Genomic DNA, 22,364 nt, shown 5'->3' with positions numbered 1-22,364 from the left:
TGCTGAGGGTGTTTTTGTGTACTACTGCAGATTAAGCTCGCCAGATCAGTCTAATTTCTGACAGTTACCAAAGAACATTTCCGTAATAAGATCGTTATTAATGGTATCGCCATTCAGAGTCCTAACCAGTAGTTCACTGCCAAGCAACGGCAATGAGAACACCATATCAGGATTTACCCGTTTAACTTTTTTCATATTCTGGCTTTCATTCACTAATGCCAGCGTCTTGGTGGACTCACCCGCAATTTCTTTGGCCGCTAAAATGGTAAAGGTATTATCAGCATCACTGTTACATAAGGCGATAATATATTTTGCTTTAGCCGCACCCGCCAGTTGCAATGTCGCAACCGATGATGGGTCGCCCTCGATAATATCTGCATCGGAAGGAAATTCATGCTGGCTACCGACGGCGCAAACCACAGTAACCTCATCACCCCGGTCACGTAGACCATTATAGACATTCAGTGCCAGGGAGTTGGTACCGACAATAATAAAATGATTTTTACGTTCCACGTGAGAAATCCTACCTTTAACTATACGTTTGATATTATTACTGATCATCGGTCCGGCAATGGAAGAAATTGAAGCAGCAAAGACCGTTATACCGGAAATAATCACCGTAAGAGTAAACATCCGTGCCAGCGTAGAATGAGGAATAATATCCCCGAACCCCACTGTCGACATACAAACGATCGCAAAATAGAAAGCTGTAGGTAAATCGGTAACGGCCGGAGCAAACTCATCCCCCATATAGAGCGTACCGAGCATGCTATAGACGATCAATGATGCAATACTGACGACCGCAAAGAAAGTACCGCTGCCGAGGCTGTGATAATCAAAATCGCGCCAATAAAAAAGCAAGGCAACAATAATCACAAGAGAATAAGTCGTCAGCGTATTATGATCTTTAAGAATAAAGAGATTGATAGCAACGATAGTAAACAGCAATAACACGGTGAAAAACCATGCAATGCGGGTTCTCATCGAAAGTGCGATTGCCATCAATATCAATACCAGACCGATCATAAATCGAGGAATTTCAAATAATTCAAGAAAACTTAATGCCTCCTTCCATGTACTGAAATTGTTTACAGCATCGGTTGAATGAGATATCGCCCGCAACAGCACTGGGCTTAAGACCAGATATCCATTTATTGCCACCAGAATAGCGAGGCAAAATGGTATCGAAACTTTAGACTTAATTTCCTGTAATATTTTCATCAATAGAGTGACTAAAATTGTTATAGGTGAATTAAGTATAGATAAAAAACGAGAAAAATCATGGTTAAGTAGAATTATTTTTGATAAAAATCAAATAATAGTTGTATTTAATCGTGGGTTATTTGCTCTCATTTGTAGCTGCCTAATATTCACGGGATGTAATTAAAACAAAGTAGTAAAATAACATTCATTACCATTCCTGGATAGATTATACCCACAATATATAAAGCCCACTTTACACATTGTAAAGTTATCCATACTGGATGACCAATCATATAATACGTTTAATTATTGGCATTAATGCTATTAATATATAATAATACAGCCGCACTCAGGAATAGAACATTGTCCTGAGTCGCCATAGTTGAGTGATATACATCACCCTTAGTTTAACTTTGTAAATATTCAATGATATTTGACAAATAAATAAGGAAATAAGCATGTCCTTCAAATCACTTCGTAATATTGCATTGACTGGTTTACTGCTTTCCGCTGCCGCAACAACCTTTGCAGCAACATCTACAACCACTAAAGCAACGGGCACGACCCCGAGTGATATGACCTGCAAAGAATTCCTCGATCTGAATCCTAAGTCATTTACTCCGGTTGTGTATTGGGTATTGAATGATGATACTCAATATAAGAAAGGCGATTATGTTGATCTGCAAGAAACTGATACTGTCGTGACACCGAAGGTAGTTGAAGTATGTAAGAAAGCACCTGAAAGTAAACTTTCTGAAATTAGACAGGATATTGTAGGTTTCGCTAAGAAACATATGTAACTTGTAGGTGCGCAACGTTAAACACAGAGTCACGAAGTAGATAAGGCGCTAATTAACTTTAAATGTTTAATTAGCGCCTTGTTTTTGTGACGAATGTAAAGTTAACGACTAACACTCAACTTATCATAACCTCGCACATAATAATTAACAGCCGAAATTATCCAGCATAATATAAACATGCCTATTATCCAGTAACCAATCTCGCCTAAACTCTCACTAATATTATTAATCGGGGTCCAGACTCCTCCGGTTAAATTCATTTTATCTGCAATCAATCCTAACGCTTCAATCCCACCGATAAAGAAAGCGATAATAACCGAGGCTGCCGTAATGGTAATATTATAATACAATTTTCGCACCGGTTTAGAGAAAGCCCAACCATAGGCACCAATCATGACAAAATTATCGAGTGAGTCGATCAATGCCATACCCGCTGCAAATAAAATTGGGAATACCATAATGGACCACAAGTTCATGCCATGAGTAGCACTGGCGGCAGAAATCCCTAACACCCCCACCTCGGTCGCCGTATCAAAACCCAAGCCAAATAAAAACCCCACCGGATACATGTGCCAACTTTTATTGACCATATTAAATACGCGTCTGAAAACTCTGGCCAGCAGCCCCCCATTGTTGACGACTAAAAGATCCAGTTCTTCTTCTTGATAAACATGGCCCGCTTTGACTTGTTTAAATTTTTTATACACTGAAAGCAAGATAGTTAAATTGAGAAAAGCGAATAGTAATAAAAATACCGATGACACCAGCGTACCAATCAACCCACCGGTTTCATGAAACCACGCCATATCATCTTTAAATGCCATCGCCGTCGCGGCAATAGCCAGCGAGGCTAATATCACAATAGTAGAGTGGCCGAGCGAGAAAAAAGTCCCGACAGCAATCGGCGTTTTACCTTGTTGCATAAGTTTGCGAGTAACATTATCGATAGCCGCAATATGATCCGCGTCAACAGCATGGCGCAGGCCAAAACTGTATGCCAGAAAAGCCATCCCCATCAGTACTGCATTATCATTAAATTCGGTAAAAGCCCAAACCCAAGCTAACCCATTAACTACCAGCAAACCGATAAGCAGATAGATGGCGTGGCGTTTGGTTTGCTGATTACCAAACGCCACTCTTTTTTCTGTCACTGTCGTCATGTTCGCACTCCAGATTATTTTCAGCCGTATAGCGATCAAATGTTCAGAGCAAAACGTCCAGAGCGGAATAGTTATTGTCGATGTGCTGGCATCACATCTTTATTCGGAACCAAGAACAGCCATGAAGCTAAAACAAACGGCATGGTCAGTGTTGGAATACCAATCGGTAACAATAAGGTATTCAGCGCCCCCTGAACCAATACGGTAAATATAACCCCCACAATGGTGTAAGCCAGAACACGCCAACTGGGTTTATTAAAGGTCGAGCCCAGTGCTATCGCGGTCAATACCGCACTGAAAGCATAAAGCCCGGCGTTAATATCATGGGGATTAGCATCCAGAAAAGCGGCGGTGAGGATGGCTAATATCGCACCACAAACGGCAAAAATAGCCGCCCACAAAGATTCCACCGCCAATCCGATAACAAATAGAATCCCCCCGACCAGACTACTGAATAAGAATACCTGAGAAATACCGTTAAACATGCTGACAAAAGTATTGCCGCCACCAAAGATGCTCCCAGATTCCAATATAAATTGATGTGGCAAAGCCGGTGTGGGTAATGCGCTACTGTGCAAACCGCTAAAGGCGTAACTTGCCAGCAGAATCATCCAAGTGGTGAACACGAAGGGAGCAGTTAATGCCGCGACTTTCCAGGTTTTTAAAATATCGGCAATACACACGGTGGCGATTACCGACACGATACTGCCCAGCACAATGCAAGCCCATACCACCGGAGTTGCCATTAAAAATGTCGGGAGAGCCGCGCCAACCAAGCACCCATTATAGCCATATAACCCTGCCCGCCATGATTTACGGTCACGCATGGTTAAACCGGTAAGGGTGGCAACCACCGTACCTAACACACAGCCATAGGCAACAGCCGGGTTACCTTCACCATAAGCACCGACAAATATGGCGATAAAAAAGAATAGCCCGGAGAGTGGATTATTCTGGAACATTACCTGAGCACAGCCACGCAGAGTTGTATCAATAAATTCAATAAAAACATTCGAAGCGGCCAGTTGTGTCCAGCCAGATTGGTTATCTGTTTTTGCATTCATTATCTTTACCCTTCTTACTTGAAGCTGCAGCGGTGTTAGCTGCTCTCACGCACCCGAATCACTTACTGATGTAAGCTCATCGGGATTCATTCGTTTGCTGCCTTGCTGCAACTCCAATTAATTTGGGTAATACCCTTCTAGCTTGAAGCTGCAGCGGTGTTAGCTGCTCTCACGCACCCGAATCACTTACTGATGTAAGCTCATCGGGATTATGAGCCTCTGATGAGGCTCCCCCTTCGGGCCAGCGCATGCGCTGTTCAAAATGGTTTATAACCCATTTGTCATTCGTTTGCTGCCTTGCTGCAACTCCAATTAATTTGGGTAATACCCTTCTAGCTTGAAGCTGCAGCGGTGTTAGCTGCTCTCGTTACTCGCCCATCCTTGGGCCTCGCCTCCATAATGTTGATTACCCAGCCTGAGTATTAGCGCCACAAGAACTGCGCCGGCAGCGTGATACCAAGAATCTCCTCACGAGCTATCTTCCAGAACTGGCGAATCTCCGCCTTCACTCCGCCGCTGTCGATACCCAGTGCTTTAAACACTAAACCACAGTCATTAGGTAAGCGTGTTGCCCCACTGGCGATACCGGCTTTAATGTCAAAATGGGCCGCCACCCGAGCTAGAATGCGGTCATGATGCTCTTTCGGGGTTAATAAAATCACGTTGCCGAAAGCATCAAATGTTTGCATCACACCAACAGCATCAAGACTCTCTGACTTCGGCTCCAGAACATATTTCTCAACAAACAGCTCTTTTCCTGCCAAATCATGGGCCGCCACTTTCGACGAATACACATCAAAGCCGAACCGTTCTTCGGCATGATGGTATTTACGCCCAGACATCAGTATTTCTGAATAAATTGCGGTTGCCGTCGGATGAATATTAATAGTGGTATCAGTAATAAAACGTGAATTCCGGTGTGGGATCAGCGGGTCCGGCATAAACTCCAGATAGCCCCCCTCTTCCACGGTGAAATTCTGTATCTGCGAGGCATAGTTCGCATTCATCATATGAACTTTGGTGGCCGATTGTGTGGTAACATGCGCGCAAGCTCCAGCCTCCACATGTATATCGGTTGCCAGCCGGTCCCCTTGTAAAATGCACCCCGAGGTCGAAATCATGGTGACGCAAGGTAATTCAGGCATTTCTTCATCCCAGTACAGTGCTTTTTGTACCATCGACGGCACCCGTCTTTCCATTTCGGCCAAAATACTGCGATGCTCACGTTTGGCAAATCTCAGTTTGAGATAACCACTTTTCCCTACGGCCCCGCTACGCATCTGCACCGGTTCATCCTGATATTTCGCTAATTCCGGCGCGTTAACACCTAATGCGTGAGCGCGAACCCGTGAAGGTGTCTCCACGATATTCTGGCTCTGCGATGTCATGCATTTGCTCCTTCAGGCTGTACGTGAGTAAACAGAAAATCACGCATAATCATATCCACCAGCTCTTCAATCCCCTGACCGGTTTTACAGTTAGTCAAAATATAAGGGCGCGTACCACGCACCACTTTGGTATCACTTTCCATCACATCCAAACTAGCGCCGACATAGGGGGCAAGATCAATCTTATTGATGACCAGAATGTCTGCCTGAACCAGTCCAGGACCATTTTTGCGCGGAATTTTTTCCCCTTCAGCCACATCGATAACATAGATATAGAAGTCAGCCAGTGCCGGGCTGAAAGTCAGTGTCAGGTTATCACCACCACTTTCAATCATAATCAGGTCACTGTCTGGGAAACGCTCTTCCATCTCTTCTACTGCGGCAATATTCATGCTTGGGTCTTCACGCACCGCGGTATGTGGGCAGGCACCAGTTTCGACCCCAAGGATTTTCTCTTCATCCAAAATGCCTTTCAGGGTACGTTTCACCTGCTTGGCATCTTCTGTTGTCACAATGTCATTGGTAATAATCAGTGGCTTAATCCCCCGTTTAATCAGAATCGGGGTGATCACTTCGATGATGGCGGTTTTACCTGAACCTACCGGGCCACCAATACCAATGCGGGTAATCTTTTTGCGTTTATCGGTTGAATGGCTATTCACGGGGTAATCCTCTTAATTTTGATCTGGCTTTAGCTCTGCACTCGGTTAATACAAAACCAAGCACTCAGAATACGATTTATTAATCAGTTAGTTACTAAATAATCTGACGTGTGCTTTCACATGCACCGCCGCCAATACATCCACAATCGGCACATAAGAAGACATCTGGTCAATATCACCTATCTCGGCAATATCACAGAACGTCTCAATGTCATGGTTCAACTCAAACAAGATGCGCTGGGTGTCGAAATGGGTCACGCGCATCAAACGCATAGCCGCACTTAATATCGTCATCGCTACACCGTATTGATGCATAACCACCACTTCCCGCTGCCTTATCCCTTGTGCAGCCATAACCACCGCTTGAGTCACCGGATAGGTGCCTGCGGTATTGCCACTTTTTATCTGCCCCAGCCACCAACTGATCAGCGGGTGCTCCACCACATGGATAGACATCTCCGCCAATTTTTTCCCCATTCGGGTTGCCATCAAGCGGCTTTCTTCATTTAACTTACGATTATTTACTGCCCAGTCAGCACGGATGATGCCATCACTATCATCCGCCATTACGGCCCGATGGGCCGCGACAACCCCCATACCATCACAGCTCGCAGCCTGCTTTAACGCCGTCAGGACAAAGCCTTTTAATGTGGGCACGTCATGAACCACGCCGGTTTGAATGGCTGATTCCACACCATTGGAAAACGTAAAGGCCCCGACCGGCAGTACGGAATCACCAAATTGCATGATACGAATCAGATCTGATGCATTCATTGCGGTGCCTCCCTGCCTCAATCAGTGTTTATGGTCGCTATCATGATCACCATGACTGTGGTCATGGTCATGGCTATGGCTATGACCTTCACCATGAGAGTGAATACTGTGAATATGTAAGCCAGAACCATGGGGTTCATCCAGAGGACTGGCAACATGAACATGGGTATCAGTGTCTTCAGCGCCACCAAACAACAGCCGTGCTTCAGAGTTAGTCAGCAATGGCAGAATTTCTGCCCCTTTAACAAAACGGAAAGGTAAGTGCTGGAAGCCATGTGTTCGCATGACCGAGTCCATCATGGTGGTAGCAACCGTGAGAGGTACGTACACCTCATTATTTTTAGTCACCGCTTTCCAATGCTGATTACCCAATGCGTGGCCCAGTTCGAAGCAGGTTTTAATCAACTCATCCGCTGAACGGTTTTTCAGTTCACTCAAATCAATCACCATCACATCGCGCAAATTGATCTGCACCACTACTGCTACGTTGCTTTCTTCATCCCATGTCAGCACGTCACCATCAGCAAGTACCACGTTCCTGTCGAGAGAAATACCGAGATCCAACCCCTGCATGGTGGATTTACGGCAGCGGCTTTTTTGCGCTTCCCGTTGATCCAAAACCAACAGATCAACAGTGGCATTTTTAAGTTTCGCCTGCCAAACCGGATCCTTTTTCACATTGCCAAGAATGTGCTCTATCAAAATCATGTTGTTGACTCCTTGCCTGTGTCAGCTTGCCCACAGTAATGAAATCCTTTTCTGTATCATTCATCCAAACGCGCCCCCTCCTTGGCACTAAATAATACTTACTGCGGGCAAGCTGAATTCTGAAATAACGGATTAGCGTCCAAACGTCCTATTAACCAAAGAAATAGCGCTGGTTCATTGATGCTGTTTCGATAGGTTCACAGGTGGCATGTACGCCATCCACTTTCACCGCAAAGGTTTCAGGGTCCACTTCAATATTGGGGGTTTGATCATTACGCACCAGATCATGTTTAGAGATGGTACGGCAGTTTTTAACCGCCATAACCTGACGTTCCAGCCCAGCTTTCTCTTTCACGCCATCGTCGAGAGCGGTTTGGGAAACAAAGGTGACGCAAGTGTCTTGCAGGGTTTTGCCCATCGCACCAAACATTGGGCGATAGAATACCGGTTGTGGCGTTGGTAATGATGCGTTCGGGTCACCCATCGCCGCCCAGTTGATCATGCCACCTTTGATAACCATTTTAGGTTTAGCCCCGAAGAAGCGCGGATCCCACAGTACCAGGTCGGCCATTTTACCTACTTCGACTGAGCCGATAACATGGCTGACACCCTGTGCAATTGCGGGGTTAATGGTGATTTTTGCCACATAACGTAGTACACGGAAGTTATCGTTATTCGGTGCATCTTCTGGTAATTTCCCGCGTGATGCTTTCATCGCGTTAGCGGTTTGCATTACACGTAGCCAGTTTTCCCCGACGCGCCCCATGGCTTGCGAGTCACTAGAGAACATGGAGATAACACCCATATCGTGCAGAACGTTTTCTGCCGCGATGGTTTCCGGGCGCACACGGCTTTCAGCAAACGAGACGTCAGCTGGCACATTTGGATTGAGGTTATGACATACCATGATCATGTCGAACAACTCAGCCTGACTGTTGACACCGTATGGTAGCGTTGGGTTGGTTGAGCTTGGCAACACGTTAGGTTGGCTGGCCACGCGGATAATATCGGGTGCATGCCCCCCACCCGCACCTTCAGTATGGAAGGTGTGAATAGTGCGGCCTTCGAATGCATCAATGGTATCTTCCACATAGCCACATTCGTTCAAACTGTCGGTATGTACCGAAACCTGAATATCCATCTCATCTGCCATGCGCAATGAGTGGCGCAGGGCATTGGCGGTCGCACCCCAGTCTTCATGGACTTTATAGCCAACCACACCAGCAATGGCTTGTTCCAGCAGTGGACCACGTCCGTAGGAGTTACCTTTACCCAGAATACCCACGTTGACAGGCAGACCTTCGATAGAACGCAACATCTGGCGAATATTCCATGGCCCCGGCGTCACAGTTGTCCCGTTGGTACCATCGGTTGGGCCAATCCCGCCACCAAAGAAGGTTGCCACACCGTTGGACAGCGCATGATAGGCCTGCTGTGGGGAGATTAAATGAATATGACTATCAATACCGGCGGCGGTCAGAATCAAATGCTCACCTGAAATGGCATCAGTACTGACACCGACCACCATTCCTGGTGTCACCCCATCCATCACACCTGGGTTACCACTTTTACCGATACCGGCAATTTTGCCATCGCGAATACCGACGTCAGCCTTAATTACCCCTAAGCGAGCATCAACAATTGTGACGTTGGTTATCACTAAATCCAGCACACCATTATCACGGGTCAGATGGTTATTCGCCCCCATCCCGTCACGCAATGACTTGCCACCACCGTAAACGGACTCTTCACCATATCCACGCAGATCTTTTTCGATTTCGATAAACAGATTGGTGTCACCCAAACGGATTTTATCGCCAGTCGTTGGGCCAAATAGACCCGCGTATTCTTGCCGAGAAATTTGAGGCATCTGTCGCTCCTTTCTTTTTTTCGGTGCGTGTAACCTTCATCTTTCAAGTTACAGGTGTGTTAGCTGCTCTCGCTCACCCGAATCACTTACCTGTGTAAGCTCATCGGGACTTTCTCGTTTGCCGCCTTCCTGAAACTTGAAATCTATTGGTTATAGCTAATTACACGTATGCGAATTTCGATGATTTTGATTAAGATAAGGTGTCATTTAGACGATTTGAAACCACGCTCAGCCGCACGACGGATAGCCTCTAGCTTATCTGGGCGTTCGCTATTAGGCACCACGCCTTCGCCGGTCCAACCATCCACCAGATTGTTAAAGCCATACAGTGTTTGCTTGCCACCGAAAGGGATCAGCGGAACTTCGGTTTCATCACCGGGTTCAAAACGAATTGCGGTGGTTGAGGAGATATTGAGTCTCTTGCCATAAGCCGCAGCACGGTCGAACTCCAGTGCACGGTTAACTTCGAAGAAGTGGAAATGCGACCCCACTTGAATGGGTCGGTCACCGGTATTGCGAACTTTAACTTTGGTTACTGGCTTATTTTCATTAAAGGTGATCGGTGTATCAGCTAAAATACAGCCACCGAGAGGGGTATTCTGTTCTGCATTATCTTTAGTGCTTTTCTTTGCGCTCATGCTTTAATCCTCTGCAATAATCAGTTCAGGTTTTACTCGCATGCTGCCATCGGTGTTATTTAATAGGATCGTGCACCGTGACCAACCGGCTACCGTCAGTAAAAATTGCCTCAACCTGAACATTCGGAATCAGATCAGCTACCCCGTCCATCACATCATCTTTAGTGAGAACTTTGCTGGCTTCTTTCATGACATCTTCTACCGATTTGCCATCTCTGGCCCCTTCCATTGCAGTCACGGTGATGATAGAAACGGCTTCGGGATAATTGAGTTTCAAGCCACGCGCTTTGCGTTTGAACGCCACATCAGACAGCGTGTAGATCATGAGTTTTTCAACTTCTCTTGGGGTGAGCTGCATAAGCCCTCCTGTATGGTGTTAAGAAAGTGAAAGTGAGAAAAACAACCTACTAGCTCTATAACTGCTAGCCCTCTAACTTGCCTTATCAGTAAAGGGTTATCCCTTGTTATTACTGATAAAATAGGCTTTTGATGTCAGTTAATTAGTATATTTCAGAATTTAAGCGCATCCTCCTGCATATCTTGTTAGATTCTTCATTTGAGTTCTGATTTTTCGTTTTAACTACCCTCAATATGCTGCCCGACATTTGCGCTACAACTTAAAATATCGAAAGAACGACTGCCGCCCGTTATACAGCAAGATATTACAATCGTGTATAAAGGTGTTATCCCGTTGGATTGGTTTGTATGATGAATTTTTGATAGGTATTTTTTACCGCGTTTAGTTATGCCAATCAATAGGTGAATGGCATCCGCTAATATTTTTTTACTAAAACAGAAAAGGATTACTGCATTTATCCACAGTAAACAACAAACGGATGAATCGATTAAACGTTTGCTTCCCATAGCTAACGAATCCCTTATTCAGCGCTCAGTTTCGGTATGTTCTTTTTGTAGCATAGATAATTATAAATCAATATGTTGCTATAAAAAAAACACCTCTAACCAATATAGACCAAAAACTGGAAAATTCATCATTAATTACCAACTTGATAAAAAACACTGTAGCGATGAGGGCGAATTAATTTAATACAATTAAAAATCAATTAGTTAGGCGTAAAATGATGCGGGTTTATATTCATCACAAATAAAGAATACCAGAGCTCCTACCAAAAATAGATGTTAAATTGGCATGCTGAGACAGAAACAAAATCACAAAACCCTAAGGGGTGTGAGCCTGATAAAAACACGTTAAAATACTAATCACTGTGTATAGAATAGTCACCTACTTCAAGTTAATATTGAACGCTATCTCAATTTATTTATGTAAAGTTATCTTACCGTGATGTTAATTATCATCTCCAATGTATAACCCCGCGTTTTTATCATTATTTAAACAGAATATGATCCTAATCAATAATTCTATTTTCACTTGGAAATAAAACATCTCACACATTGAGTGACTATCACTCTAGCTAATTATTTAATCGATTACGTTTTAATTTACCGTTATTAATTCATCCTGTTTTTATCAATGCCAAACCAATTTGAGGCTTAACTACTGGTTTTTGATAAAGAGGGATTTCACTTTCACGCTCTGGTATCCATATACGTGAACATACCTTTTCCAATAAGGATTTATTGTGGCTGAAAACAATAAGCCCCAATGGGCGGTGTGCCGCTTCGTCTAATAAAACGCGCCAAATTTGTGCCTGAACATGTGCATCCAGTTGTGCCGTTACTTCATCGGCAATCAAGTATCGGGTGCGCGGATCCAGTGCCCGCAATAGTGCGATACGCGCCAACTCGCCTCCCGACAATTCATCAGGCCGGCGCTTCAACCAATCAGGATTAACGGCCATCCGCTCAAGCCAATGTGCTGCGGGTCGCCAGGCATCATGCAAGCTCTCCCCCGTAGTCCGGTAAGGATTGAAACTTTGTTCTGGATGCTGTGGCACTAACTGAATAGGACAATAACCTTTTTTTGCCAGTGGCGCGCCACCGAGCAAAATCTGGCCGGAAGTGGCTGACTGCCATTGTGCTAATACCCGGCCAAGGGTCGTTTTACCAAAACCACTGGGAGCCGAAATACCTAAGCGCTCTCCGGCTGTTAGAGAAAATGAGATGCTATCCCACAACAGTTTGCCACCTTGAACCACCGTCAGATTATCGACACTAAACATATTCGCCCACCTCCGACAAGGCTATGTGCTGACTGACAAATTGTTGCTCCGGTAGCGCTGCCCATAGTGACTGTAGCCAGGGGCTACCACCGTTATTCTTCAATTCTTCAGCACTCAGCGTCTCATGTAGCTTACCTTGATGTAACACCGCAATCTTATCGGCAAAACGTGCCGCCAATGCCAGATCATGAGTTACCCATAAAATGCCACGCCCTTGTTGGCAAAAAGCCCGCAGGTGAGTAAGTAACTGGCAGGCATGTTCGTCATCGAGCCACGAAGTCACTTCATCAGCCAAAATATAGCGGGCATTGGTCAGGGTGGCACAGCTGGTCAGCACCCGTTTTGCCATGCCGCCAGAGAGTTGGCGAGGGAAGTCATGCACCAACCCTGGCGCAAGATTGTAGGTTTGCAGTTGCATTGCCACATCTTCCAGCCGCAGTTTTACACCACTAAGCTGCGCGGCGCGGGTCATTTGTGAGCCGACTTTAATTAATGGATTTAGCGCGCTGACCCCTTGAGGGACGTAACATAACGTTTTTCCGCGCCGTTCAATTTTGTCTTGGGCGCACAACACCTCACCATCAAGGATAATCTCGCCATGACAACGCATATTGTCTGGCAATAAACCCAATGCACTTTGTAACAACAGACTTTTACCTTCACCGCTACCGCCAACTAACGCCACCAGTTCTCCCGGATTCACCTCCAAAGAAATATTACTCAGCAGAGGATGCCAGGTTTTTCGCCCCAGCCAGCGGTAATGAGCAACATCAATAGCAAATTTTGCAAATTTCAACATCAGGTTATCCTCACCCAGAGTTGTTGCAGCGACCGGGCAAACTGGTCAAATACTAATACCAATCCCACCAAAATCAGGCCAGGGAAAAAAGCCAGCCACCATGCCCCACTGCTCAGGTAACGCAGTGCATCCGCTAATAAGATCCCCAACGACGGCTCATGGGGTGACAGCCCAAACCCAAGAAAACTGAGCGCTGCGCTGTGTAACACCGCATGGGGGAACATCAACAGTGTGCCAACAATCCATTGTGGCAGTAATAACGGTAGCAGATGATGACGCCAACGGTAAAAATTACTGTTACCCAACCGATGAGACAACATCACATAATCAGTCTCGCGAATACGTAAAATTTCTGCGCGTAAAATCAGGGCAAGCTTTGGCCAATGGGTGAGGGCTACCGCCAGAATAACGCCTTGTTTCCCGCCCCCCAAAGTGAAGCAGATCAGCACCAATAACAGCAAGTGAGGCAATGCCAACATACTGTCAATTAATCCGCGAATAATATAATCCAGCGTTTTATTGATAGCACACAAACTGGCAGTGAGCATCGCCAGCAGTCCACTGGCAAAAGCAGCAATCAGGCCAATTTGTAAACTGGTTGTCATCCCCTGAAAACAGCGCAACCACAAGTCGCGCCCCAGACTATCAGTACCAAACCAATAAGCCGGTGATGGCGGCTGGCGGCGCGCCATCAGATCCATCGGTACTTCAATGGGATAAATAACCCAGCCATAAACAATTAAAATGAGTAATAGCGCCAATGAAACGAACAGCCGAAACAGCGCCCGGTTTGGGTTATAAGTCATAATTGCCGCGCAGCTCCCCTATTCAAGCGGTGTAACAGTGCGTTGGCAACGCTGTTACCGCAAAAGACCAATATGGCGCAAAACATGACGATCCCCATCAGTAACGGAATATCGCCGTGAAGCCCGGCATCAATCGTGGCTTGCCCTAAGCCGGGATAGGCAAAAACTTTCTCCGCTAATAGCGAGCCACCCAGTAATTCCCCCACAGAGGCAAATTGCAGACAAAGCGCTGGCGTAATGGCATGGCGTAAAATATGGAAGTGAACCAATGACCAGCCCTTATCTCCCTGAGCACGAGCATAGCGGATAAACTCGCTATTCATCACCTCAGCAACCCTGGCGCGGGTATGCAGCGCAATATTGCCAACCCCCAATAATCCCAAGGCCAGCATCGGCAGAATGAGATGACGCAGTTTGTCGCTCCAACTGGCTGTTTCAGCATTGCTTCCAGGTGTCCATGCACAGCAAATCGGCGCCCAATTCAGCTTCACCGCAAATAATGACAGCAACAATAAACCAATCCAGAAAGTGGGTAGCGAAGCTAATAGATATGACAGGGTTGAGATCAAACGATCAGGCCAGCGATTAAGATAACGCCCCGCAGTCAGCCCCAGCAATAGCCCAACAATGCCGGAGAATAGCCATGCCGAAAGCAGTAACGCAAACGAGGTGGCAAAACGTTCACCAATGACCTGTGAGACTGGCGCGTTATACAGCATGGAGTAACCCAAATCACCTTGCAAAACCTGAGTAAACCAATGCAGAAAACGCTGCCACAAAGGCAGATCCAACCCCCACCGCGCCGCAATCAGCGGATATTGTTCCGGTGGAACATGCAACAGCTCACTGCCAATATAGGCGCGTATTGGGTCTACCGGGGAAAAACTCAGCAGCGTAAAAGTGCCTACTGCGGTGATTAGCAGCAGGCAAATTAAACGCAGAGTAAATAGCGAGATCCCCTTCATTACTGACAGGTCCATTTCCAGCTATCCAGGCTATTAAGCAGTGACCAGGAACCATGGATTTCCGGTGCCCCCTTACCTAAATCAACGCAATCATTAGCCAGGTAAGTATGCTGAATATTCAATAACCACGCCCACGCCGCATCACCGCGAATACCGGCACCGGTCGTTCCATCCCAATCAACCTGTTGCCAAAATGGCACCGCTTGTTCCCAGGTTGGCGCATCCAGTGCCTGTTGCAGATGTTTATCAACTACCGGATTCTGGTAGTAGCCTGGATTATAATATTCAACACCGGCAGCTTTACTGCTGTAGTGATGGTACAACTCCATGGGATCAAGGCTACCCCAGCCAAACAACGTGGGGTTAGCATGCATATTACGTTCAACGGTTTCCCAGCTACCGGATTTCAAATCAACATCAATACCAATAGGTTTCAGCATCGAACGCAGCGCCTGGGCTAAATCGCGGCGCGTAGTATCACCGCTGGTATACCAAAGCGTGATTTTGGCCGGCACCCCATTTTTTTCTCGAATACCCTCACTGTTCAGCGCCCAACCGGCCTGTTCTAATATCTGTTTGGCTTTTTCGCTATCACCATCTTTAATGGCCGAATCTGAGTTATTCCATGGCAACCCCTGTACACCTGTATAGGCAGGAATAGCATGACCCTCCATAATTTGGTCGGCCAGGAGTTGGCGGTTAATGGCATAGTTAATGGCACGGCGGATAGCAACATCCGCCGTTACATCATTACCAATCGGATAACCCTGAGCATCTTTCTTACCCGCCGGAGTGGTCGGGAACACGATGCCACGGTTTTCTACACTTGGCCGCACCCATAACTTCATGTTATTGACCGGACCTGCCGCCATCGATGGTGGAATGCGGACGACCCCTAACTGCCCACTTTGCGCCGCTGCAAAGGCACTGTCTTCATCAAGAAAAACAAAGATCAGTTTATCGAAATCATTCTTATTTCCGGCATAATGAGGATTGGCTTCCACGATCATTTGTTGACCCGGTTGGAAGCTCACCAAACGGTACGGGCCAGCACCAATAGGGTTTTGTGCATAGGTTTTGGCATTATATTTATCAGCAGAAACAATCCCCAGCGATCCCAACACATTTACAAAAGTACTTTGTGGCGCTTTCAATTGGATTCGAATATTGAGGGGATCGATTTCTTCGGCGCGGAGGAAATTACCCATATCGACTTTACCGCCACTGGCAGCAGCATTGTTATAGGTAAACACCACATCTTTGGCCGTCAGAGGAGATCCATCAGAGAATTTGAGGCCCGGCTTGAGCGTCAGAGTCCAGGTTTTACCGTCGTTGCTGGTTTTATACTGGCTCAGCAGAAAATTATTCCAGCTAAGATCTTCATTTTGTTTTAGCAACGGGCTATGCAATAGCAGATAACTGCCATGACTCCAGCCTAGCATTGGGTCAAAGCCTTCGGTGGGTTCATCACCGATAGCCAGTTGCAGGGTATGTGTTGCGGCACTAACGGGAACAGAAAAAACACTGAGTAGAGCGGCTGTGAGTAAGGTAGTTCGGAGCCATAGACGTTTAGACATGAATCATCCTTTGATAAATTAGCCAGTGAATATAGGGCATTGCCTGTCAGGCAAAGATTCAACAAATAATTAAGCGTAGCACTAAACATTAATATGGGTAATAGATGTCTTTTTTAGTATTAATGACCAATTTTCACCACTTTAGTTAGAACTTAACAGCATTCAACTAACAAAAGTCAGGTTTAGATGAGGTAAATCAAAAAAAACCAAGACAGATCTAAAATTGATTATAAATAAAATTGATCTACATCTATAAAAATGACAAAAATAGTAAATTAAATAATCGATATATTCCTTATAATATCGCCTTGCAACAAGATTCGCCGATTAGTACCCACAAACCAAGAGATATAGCCTATTAATTCATGGCCGCGTTATTTTCAATCAAGAAGATTAATTATCGAGCCACTGGTGCAATTTTTATTTTTCCGTCAAGCATCGGAACACTGCGAGGATATTAAGATAAGTTCCAATCGGGAATTATTACCCATTGAGGGAAATCTATCATAATAATGAGAGAAAGAGAGTGATTGAGTAGACATTCTTTCGCACCAGAATAATTTTTCTGACACAGATTATCCCTCACAGCCCTTTACGCGCCCACCAACCTTGAAGGTAAAATACTTGAATATCTGGGTATACATATCGATGGACATATCACAGACCTTGTCACGATCAACATCAGGAGTAGCTTGTTTTTCAGACACCTGTAAATCATTTCATGCACGAATCCGCTCTGTCGCCAGTTCGGATTAATATACTGGTAATAAATAATGCTCCCAACCCCAATTAGAATAATACCCGTAGAATAGCATCCATATTATTACGTTTATTTCTGTTACGTAATGTCGTTGCGATATCTGACAAAACCACACCAATACCTGGATATCATAACCTCCATCTAATTCACCGCTAGATCCTTTATGCGATAAATATTAAAGTAATGAAACTATACTACTTACACGTATATTAAAATTCACAATATGCAGTAGCTACTCTAGCGAACATACTAATTTACAGTGAATACTTAACCATTAGGCTGGTAGGTCATCTCGTAAAAATAAGCGCTAAACGGCAACTCATACCAAACTTGAGTACTCTCCAAAAGCGAAGGGAGGATTTTTGGCTCGCAGCGTGAATAGTCTTCTGTAGGATATTGGCGCTGACAGTATCCCCGAGGGCTATCGATAAAATCCATCTTAGGAGTGCGTTTAAGCACTAAAACTTTCCCTTCACTGTTCCCCATTTGAGGTTCAATAAAAAAGAAGCTGAGCTGAGATATGAGCGCCGTAATGCTAATAGCCACCACGACTATCCACAGATAAATAGAACGCATACAGAATTCCTGCAATGAGTAAACACGATTACTCTATCAGCTAACCTATAATGAACGCCAAAAATAATAGCAGTGGTTGTCCATCGCAGGAGAAAAAGCACTTTTATATTCAAATATTGCAGCCACAGCTCACTGGCGCTATACCGATTATCTGGCACAACACTATCCTGACATTCATGTCGATGCCAATGTGTTGTATGTAGATGAGGGGCAAATTATCACCTCTGCGGGTAGCAGTGCCGGTATTGATGCCTGCTTACATCTGATTACCCGTGATTTTGGGGCTAAAATCGCCAATCAGGTAGCACAGCGGTTAGTCATGGCTCCCCAGCGACGGGGCGGGCAACAGCAATTTATTCCGCTGCCGCTTGCCAAAGAAACGCATCGGGATATGGCAAAAATGATGCAGCAAGTGCGCGGGCAACTGGCCCAAAATTGGAGTGTCAGCCAGATGGCCGCCGAATTGGCACTCAGTGACAGGACATTTTTACGGCATTTTTCTGCCGCCACGGGCCAATCACCCAAAATATGGTTACAGCACGAGAGAATACACAAAGCGAAAGAATTACTAGAAAGGGATCAGATGAGTATTGCGAGGATTGCCGAATATTGCGGATTTCAGACCATTGAAGGTTTTAGAAATGCATTTCGCCAAAAAGTAGGGATCACCCCTGCGGTGTATCGGCGACAGTTTAAATATAACTAAGGGGGATATTCCAGAGTAATGAATCAATATCGACGATTTTCGACAACAAAAAACCCCGCCGTGGCGAGGTTTTTAGGTTGTTGGTTAATCTTATTTAAGAGATAAGAATAATATTATTGAGGATATTATTGTCTGCTCCGGCTTAGGCCATCATCGCTATCGCAACTTTCCAGCAATACTTTTTACCAACAATGCGTTTACCAAAAAAAATCTGACCTGAGCCAGATTTAATTACAGCTAAACGTGATAGATAGCAGTGTAAATTACAGTGCTACTACGTTTACAGCTGAAGGGCCTTTCTGGCCTTGCTCGATGCTGAACTCTACGTTCTGGCCTTCATCAAGAGTTTTGTAATCAGTGCCCTGGATTGCAGAGAAATGTACGAATACATCTTTGCTACCGTCAGCAGGAGAAATAAAACCAAAACCTTTACCAGCGTCAAACCATTTTACTAAACCAGTCATTTTATTAGACATAGAGATATTTCCTTCATTATTTGTGCCAAAACGTGGCAATTGTGGTCTGCTGATCAAGAGTTACTTATGGGGGCACTAAAGAAGGAAATTCGTCGGAGAAGTGATGTCTAAAAAATATCGCTTTAACTAGGAACTGCTTTACTTAAATGGCTTACATAAATAGGTCTGTGCTACAAACCGATGAAGCTATTAACGCATGCTGAGATATTAATAGCAAGGCTTATTTATTTTGAGTATTAAATGAATGATAAAAACAAATCGTGCATAAATTATGATATACCCTAAATAATTCAAGTTGCAGGAAGGCGGCAACGAAATGAACCCACGGAGTTGAGATAACGCAATGACTTGGGTGACAAATCTGTCAGGAGCAGATTTGAACGCTGCTTGCAGCGGCCTCGCAGAGGCGAGGCCTATGGACGGGCCGAGTAGTGATGGCAGCCAACGCACATGCAGTTTGAAGTAGTATGACGGATATAAAACCAACTGTCCTACATCGTCCGGTGGCATCCTGTGCCGGGATAGAAAGACAGATTCTAGCGGGTGAGGTTATGCTCAGACTTCGTTATAATGCCAATGAAAATCGGAAGCCGTCATAAAGGAAAAGCAATGACAATGCGTGAGCTTGAAGTACAGTTTCTTAATGCAATGAGTGAGTTGCAGTCAACTTTTGAGAAGCAGCATCAGACATGGCAGGCAAGCTACAATGCATTGCAACATGAACTGGAGCAGTCAAAAGCACGGGAAACAGCATTGCGTGCTAAAAATGATATGTTGCTTAGAAAACTTAATACTGCCAATACCTTACCAGAACAACATTCATTAGTTAGGCAGATTAAAGTGTTAGGTGCACATCTTGATGCTCTGGCGAAAGATGCTGCCGCTTTCAATCATCATCTGAATAATCAGCAAAAAAATAGCGATAATTTCAGTGGCGATAACCCTTAAACACTTCGTTGACTTTATCTACTCAGGCGATTTAACAGCCAGATAATTTTACGTTGTCAATTACACCTTTTATGGCGCAAAGAAACATTCAATGACGTGGATAATTATTGCTGTTTTGATCGTGGTTTTTATTGTCGGCTACCGTGTGTTGACATCAGATACCCGTAAAGCGGTGGATACACTGGCCAATTTACTGAAGATAAAACCGATTTACATTGAATCCATGTTGCAAGAGATGGGGCAACGTCAGACACAAATGTTTATCCGCTCCACCAGCAATGGCTATGCCGAGGATGTGAGAAAGGCGGCTTATCTGGTCTTTATTTACCAAACCTTTATCAAAGACTCTTCCGATGAAAATGTGATGCAATGGCGCAATACGCTGATTCGCTCACATATATCCCCAATGCTAACGGCCGAACATACCGAAGCGGCTTTGTTCTATTTCGCAGAACTGGATTTAGATGCCTTTGAATTGGCGCAATTCCGCCGACAATATAATATGCAGTTTAATCAGGAAGCTGACGCCGTATTGCATTGATTCTGGCGCTACGGCGCGGTGACATTTATTGTGCCAAGGCGAGCTGGTTTTACGGGTACATACTGTTTAGATAGCGCAATAACATTTCTCTTGAGCTAAAACCGTGGGCAATACCGTAGCGGTCATCAGCGTCACCGGCCAGATAGAGCGGAAACTCCACATACTTATCACTGATACGAATAGTTGCCGTGGGTGTGGCAAACAACAAGCTTTTATCTTTATGCGCTGGGTGAATAACCAATGCTGTCCTGCCCATTCGGGCTTCACGGTTAACATAAACGTAATGCTCCGCTTTACGATAACCGTAAGCCTGATCAACCGTATAATCCCGATCAAAACCGGCATTCTCCAGGACCTTAGCCACTTCATCTGGCCGTAAATACATTTATTTCCCCTCTTTTTGACTACTATTGAGCGACCTTACCGTAATAAATAAGGGAAACCACGTATTTATTGGCTCAAAACGACTATTTCGGAATAGTCTACACACCATTTTCATCTCATCAGCGTTGTTTCTACTCGACTGGCACGTTAATAATCCGTTGCTGGCGTGGTAGCATCGCACGCCAAAACCGCCACAAAAAGAGGCTGGCTGAGTTACGGATAATAAAATCTTATTCAGCCCCCAGTGAGGGCTTGTTTTCACGCCATTGCGATGGGGTAGTGCCCTTAACTCGCATAAACTCGCGATTAAAATTTGATTTAGTCTGGAACCCCGCCTCTAGCATAATATCGATCACTGGCAACTCCGTACGCATCAATAGCATCGCGGCATGATCGACCCGCAACTGATTAACGTATCGCGAAACATTTTGCCCCGTTTGCTGATTAATGGCCTGAGACACTTTGCGCGGGGCAACGCCAACTTTGCGCGCCAACGTTGATAAGTTGAGTTGACTCTCCAGATACAGATTATTTTTCTTTAAGGTCAATAAGATGACAGAGAAAAGCGCCTCCAGCGATTCAGCTAATGGCTTATCATCCGTTACCGCCAACTCAGCCGGCAGCGCAGCAATCGGCTCTTCACGATGTGCGCTGGTCGCCAGGGTGTAGCACATTGTTAACGTAATCAAAAGGTTGCTGAAGCTGGCTATTAACCCAGCCTGATTTCCGGCAAAAAATGCATAGTCAGCACTGATAATGATATCGCCCACCCCCGACCCAATCAGCAAGATAGCCATCAGAAGCCATAACCGGTAGCTAAGCCAAATTTTTTCCACAGAGATCTGTTGCAAACGATCCTCACCAGGGCGCAAGTAAACCAGCACCGCAAGGCCATAAGATAAATAACTGATAATGACCATTGCATCGAGCCACTGTGGCGCGATCCAGAGACAAATTGCCGTACCGATAGGGCCTAAAGCATGTATCCCAGACGGCCAAATACCCGCCCTCCTCTCCCCGGTTGTACGAAGGAGTGCTAAATAGGTCAGCGGGGGGATAGTCATAGCGACGATAGGTTGTAAGCCATTAAACAGGGCAAGATGATAGCCATAGCGCAAGCCAATCAACCCGCTTTGTAATGCACAAACCAGCAATAGCAGCAGTAAGAATCCTCTCTGCTTACCGGATTTAATCAAATGATAAAACAAACCAATACATAAAATTGATAACAGAAAAGAGACGGGGATCAGTGGCATAACCCTTGCCTTAACAAGTGGATATCGTGAATAACGATTTTGTAGTGTAGACAGCCAGATAAGCGAAAACAAGCAGGTCCAGGGACTGGATCATGATCGAGGTCGCGGCTAAATGCCCTTCCCTCTAAGCTGACAAAGAACTCAATCAGTCAGGATATTAAA

Annotated in this window: 23 protein-coding genes; 4 read left to right on the top strand and 19 right to left on the bottom strand. The window is 45.2% G+C overall.

Annotated elements, in window-relative coordinates:
* Nucleotides 1–45: 45 nt before the first annotated feature.
* A complete protein-coding gene (gene kch, locus V1956_RS07665; protein ID WP_442824980.1) occupies nt 46–1,221 on the bottom strand; it encodes a voltage-gated potassium channel protein in 1,176 nt (391 codons plus the stop codon).
* 440 nt (nt 1,222–1,661) lie between these two features.
* On the opposite strand from kch, the gene hdeB reads away from it, so the two are divergent.
* Entirely contained in the window at nt 1,662–2,003 is a 342-nt protein-coding gene (hdeB, locus tag V1956_RS07660) for an acid-activated periplasmic chaperone HdeB (protein ID WP_372559713.1), read from the top strand.
* A gap of 101 nt (nt 2,004–2,104) precedes the next feature.
* On the opposite strand, the gene V1956_RS07655 is transcribed toward hdeB, so the two are convergent.
* From V1956_RS07655 to V1956_RS07585, 15 genes are all read right to left on the bottom strand, one after another.
* Nucleotides 2,105–3,163 carry a HoxN/HupN/NixA family nickel/cobalt transporter gene (locus tag V1956_RS07655; protein WP_442824979.1) on the bottom strand — a complete coding sequence of 353 codons (1,059 nt, stop codon included), beginning with the start codon at nt 3,161–3,163 and terminating at the stop codon, nt 2,105–2,107.
* 71 nt (nt 3,164–3,234) lie between these two features.
* Nucleotides 3,235–4,227 carry an urea transporter gene (yut, locus tag V1956_RS07650; protein ID WP_420075151.1) on the bottom strand — a complete coding sequence of 331 codons (993 nt, stop codon included), beginning with the start codon at nt 4,225–4,227 and terminating at the stop codon, nt 3,235–3,237.
* Nucleotides 4,228–4,649: 422 nt separating this feature from the next.
* Complete coding sequence (locus V1956_RS07645) at nt 4,650–5,615, bottom strand: urease accessory protein UreD (RefSeq protein ID WP_372559715.1); 966 nt, start codon at nt 5,613–5,615, stop codon at nt 4,650–4,652.
* Complete coding sequence (gene ureG / locus V1956_RS07640) at nt 5,612–6,277, bottom strand: urease accessory protein UreG (protein ID WP_005188826.1); 666 nt, start codon at nt 6,275–6,277, stop codon at nt 5,612–5,614. The genes V1956_RS07645 and ureG overlap by 4 nt, the downstream gene beginning before the upstream one ends.
* Nucleotides 6,278–6,364: 87 nt before the next feature.
* Complete coding sequence (locus V1956_RS07635) at nt 6,365–7,051, bottom strand: urease accessory protein UreF (protein WP_083163061.1); 687 nt, start codon at nt 7,049–7,051, stop codon at nt 6,365–6,367.
* Between the two features lie 21 nt (nt 7,052–7,072).
* Entirely contained in the window at nt 7,073–7,759 is a 687-nt protein-coding gene (gene ureE, locus V1956_RS07630) for an urease accessory protein UreE (protein WP_372559716.1), read from the bottom strand.
* Between the two features lie 151 nt (nt 7,760–7,910).
* Nucleotides 7,911–9,629 carry an urease subunit alpha gene (locus tag V1956_RS07625; protein ID WP_442824978.1) on the bottom strand — a complete coding sequence of 573 codons (1,719 nt, stop codon included), beginning with the start codon at nt 9,627–9,629 and terminating at the stop codon, nt 7,911–7,913.
* A 203-nt stretch (nt 9,630–9,832) separates the two neighbouring features.
* Nucleotides 9,833–10,267: an urease subunit beta gene (locus tag V1956_RS07620; protein ID WP_083163055.1), complete on the bottom strand. Its 435-nt coding sequence runs from the start codon at nt 10,265–10,267 to the stop codon at nt 9,833–9,835.
* 55 nt (nt 10,268–10,322) lie between these two features.
* A complete protein-coding gene (locus tag V1956_RS07615) occupies nt 10,323–10,625 on the bottom strand; it encodes an urease subunit gamma (RefSeq protein WP_002215288.1) in 303 nt (100 codons plus the stop codon).
* 1,117 nt (nt 10,626–11,742) lie between these two features.
* Nucleotides 11,743–12,408: an ATP-binding cassette domain-containing protein gene (locus tag V1956_RS07610; RefSeq protein WP_372559717.1), complete on the bottom strand. Its 666-nt coding sequence runs from the start codon at nt 12,406–12,408 to the stop codon at nt 11,743–11,745.
* Entirely contained in the window at nt 12,401–13,207 is an 807-nt protein-coding gene (locus tag V1956_RS07605; RefSeq protein WP_083163051.1) for an ATP-binding cassette domain-containing protein, read from the bottom strand. The genes V1956_RS07610 and V1956_RS07605 overlap by 8 nt, the downstream gene beginning before the upstream one ends.
* Complete coding sequence (locus V1956_RS07600; RefSeq protein ID WP_372559718.1) at nt 13,207–14,013, bottom strand: ABC transporter permease; 807 nt, start codon at nt 14,011–14,013, stop codon at nt 13,207–13,209. Before V1956_RS07600 ends, V1956_RS07605 begins: the two co-directional genes overlap by 1 nt.
* Nucleotides 14,010–14,978 carry an ABC transporter permease gene (locus V1956_RS07595; RefSeq protein WP_372559942.1) on the bottom strand — a complete coding sequence of 323 codons (969 nt, stop codon included), beginning with the start codon at nt 14,976–14,978 and terminating at the stop codon, nt 14,010–14,012. Before V1956_RS07595 ends, V1956_RS07600 begins: the two co-directional genes overlap by 4 nt.
* Nucleotides 14,978–16,555 carry an ABC transporter substrate-binding protein gene (locus V1956_RS07590; RefSeq protein WP_372559719.1) on the bottom strand — a complete coding sequence of 526 codons (1,578 nt, stop codon included), beginning with the start codon at nt 16,553–16,555 and terminating at the stop codon, nt 14,978–14,980. Before V1956_RS07590 ends, V1956_RS07595 begins: the two co-directional genes overlap by 1 nt.
* A 1,027-nt stretch (nt 16,556–17,582) precedes the next feature.
* Complete coding sequence (locus tag V1956_RS07585) at nt 17,583–17,891, bottom strand: DNA-directed RNA polymerase subunit beta (protein WP_420071020.1); 309 nt, start codon at nt 17,889–17,891, stop codon at nt 17,583–17,585.
* A gap of 76 nt (nt 17,892–17,967) precedes the next feature.
* Between V1956_RS07585 and V1956_RS07580 the strand changes: the two genes are divergently transcribed.
* Nucleotides 17,968–18,597, top strand: a complete 630-nt coding sequence (locus V1956_RS07580; RefSeq protein WP_420075529.1) for a helix-turn-helix domain-containing protein — start codon at nt 17,968–17,970, stop codon at nt 18,595–18,597.
* 263 nt (nt 18,598–18,860) lie between these two features.
* Here V1956_RS07580 and cspE read toward each other — a convergent pair whose 3' ends face one another.
* Nucleotides 18,861–19,073, bottom strand: a complete 213-nt coding sequence (gene cspE / locus V1956_RS07575; RefSeq protein WP_005275958.1) for a transcription antiterminator/RNA stability regulator CspE — start codon at nt 19,071–19,073, stop codon at nt 18,861–18,863.
* 609 nt (nt 19,074–19,682) lie between these two features.
* Here cspE and V1956_RS07570 point away from each other — a divergent pair.
* On the top strand, nt 19,683–20,021 hold the full coding sequence (locus V1956_RS07570; protein WP_372559723.1) for an MbeD/MobD family mobilization/exclusion protein: 339 nt from the start codon (nt 19,683–19,685) through the stop codon (nt 20,019–20,021).
* A 91-nt stretch (nt 20,022–20,112) separates the two neighbouring features.
* On the top strand, nt 20,113–20,562 hold the full coding sequence (locus V1956_RS07565; RefSeq protein ID WP_083163035.1) for a DUF1198 domain-containing protein: 450 nt from the start codon (nt 20,113–20,115) through the stop codon (nt 20,560–20,562).
* A gap of 49 nt (nt 20,563–20,611) precedes the next feature.
* Here the strand turns inward: V1956_RS07565 and V1956_RS07560 are convergent, their stop codons facing one another.
* Entirely contained in the window at nt 20,612–20,947 is a 336-nt protein-coding gene (locus V1956_RS07560; RefSeq protein ID WP_372559724.1) for a DUF2002 family protein, read from the bottom strand.
* Nucleotides 20,948–21,176: 229 nt separating this feature from the next.
* Nucleotides 21,177–22,202 (bottom strand): helix-turn-helix domain-containing protein, encoded by a 1,026-nt coding sequence (locus V1956_RS07555; RefSeq protein WP_420075073.1) that lies wholly within the window; start codon nt 22,200–22,202, stop codon nt 21,177–21,179.
* Nucleotides 22,203–22,364: the final 162 nt, after the last annotated feature.

It is taken from the genome of Yersinia sp. 2540 StPb PI, assembly GCF_052217165.1.
Classification (GTDB): Bacteria; Pseudomonadota; Gammaproteobacteria; order Enterobacterales; family Enterobacteriaceae; genus Yersinia; species Yersinia enterocolitica_E.
The sequence above is the reverse complement of the archived record's forward strand: the minus strand, read 5'-3'. Positions and strand labels throughout refer to the sequence as shown.

Bases quoted from the DNA above. Each gene is read 5' to 3' on its own strand.
- V1956_RS07560 (WP_372559724.1), bottom strand. From the start codon at position 20,947: ATGTATTTACGGCCAGATGAAGTGGCTAAGGTCCTGGAGAATGCCGGT.
- V1956_RS07590 (WP_372559719.1), bottom strand. From the start codon at position 16,555: ATGTCTAAACGTCTATGGCTCCGAACTACCTTACTCACAGCCGCTCTA.
- V1956_RS07655 (WP_442824979.1), bottom strand. From the start codon at position 3,163: ATGACGACAGTGACAGAAAAAAGAGTGGCGTTTGGTAATCAGCAAACC.
- V1956_RS07625 (WP_442824978.1), bottom strand. From the start codon at position 9,629: ATGCCTCAAATTTCTCGGCAAGAATACGCGGGTCTATTTGGCCCAACG.
- V1956_RS07565 (WP_083163035.1), top strand. From the start codon at position 20,113: ATGACGTGGATAATTATTGCTGTTTTGATCGTGGTTTTTATTGTCGGC.
- V1956_RS07645 (WP_372559715.1), bottom strand. From the start codon at position 5,615: ATGACATCGCAGAGCCAGAATATCGTGGAGACACCTTCACGGGTTCGC.
- V1956_RS07555 (WP_420075073.1), bottom strand. From the start codon at position 22,202: ATGCCACTGATCCCCGTCTCTTTTCTGTTATCAATTTTATGTATTGGT.
- ureE (WP_372559716.1), bottom strand. From the start codon at position 7,759: ATGATTTTGATAGAGCACATTCTTGGCAATGTGAAAAAGGATCCGGTT.
- V1956_RS07585 (WP_420071020.1), bottom strand. From the start codon at position 17,891: ATGCGTTCTATTTATCTGTGGATAGTCGTGGTGGCTATTAGCATTACG.
- V1956_RS07635 (WP_083163061.1), bottom strand. From the start codon at position 7,051: ATGAATGCATCAGATCTGATTCGTATCATGCAATTTGGTGATTCCGTA.
- V1956_RS07595 (WP_372559942.1), bottom strand. From the start codon at position 14,978: ATGAAGGGGATCTCGCTATTTACTCTGCGTTTAATTTGCCTGCTGCTA.
- V1956_RS07620 (WP_083163055.1), bottom strand. From the start codon at position 10,267: ATGAGCGCAAAGAAAAGCACTAAAGATAATGCAGAACAGAATACCCCT.
- V1956_RS07605 (WP_083163051.1), bottom strand. From the start codon at position 13,207: ATGTTGAAATTTGCAAAATTTGCTATTGATGTTGCTCATTACCGCTGG.
- V1956_RS07600 (WP_372559718.1), bottom strand. From the start codon at position 14,013: ATGACTTATAACCCAAACCGGGCGCTGTTTCGGCTGTTCGTTTCATTG.
- kch (WP_442824980.1), bottom strand. From the start codon at position 1,221: ATGAAAATATTACAGGAAATTAAGTCTAAAGTTTCGATACCATTTTGC.
- V1956_RS07610 (WP_372559717.1), bottom strand. From the start codon at position 12,408: ATGTTTAGTGTCGATAATCTGACGGTGGTTCAAGGTGGCAAACTGTTG.
- hdeB (WP_372559713.1), top strand. From the start codon at position 1,662: ATGTCCTTCAAATCACTTCGTAATATTGCATTGACTGGTTTACTGCTT.
- V1956_RS07570 (WP_372559723.1), top strand. From the start codon at position 19,683: ATGACAATGCGTGAGCTTGAAGTACAGTTTCTTAATGCAATGAGTGAG.
- cspE (WP_005275958.1), bottom strand. From the start codon at position 19,073: ATGTCTAATAAAATGACTGGTTTAGTAAAATGGTTTGACGCTGGTAAA.
- V1956_RS07615 (WP_002215288.1), bottom strand. From the start codon at position 10,625: ATGCAGCTCACCCCAAGAGAAGTTGAAAAACTCATGATCTACACGCTG.
- yut (WP_420075151.1), bottom strand. From the start codon at position 4,227: ATGAATGCAAAAACAGATAACCAATCTGGCTGGACACAACTGGCCGCT.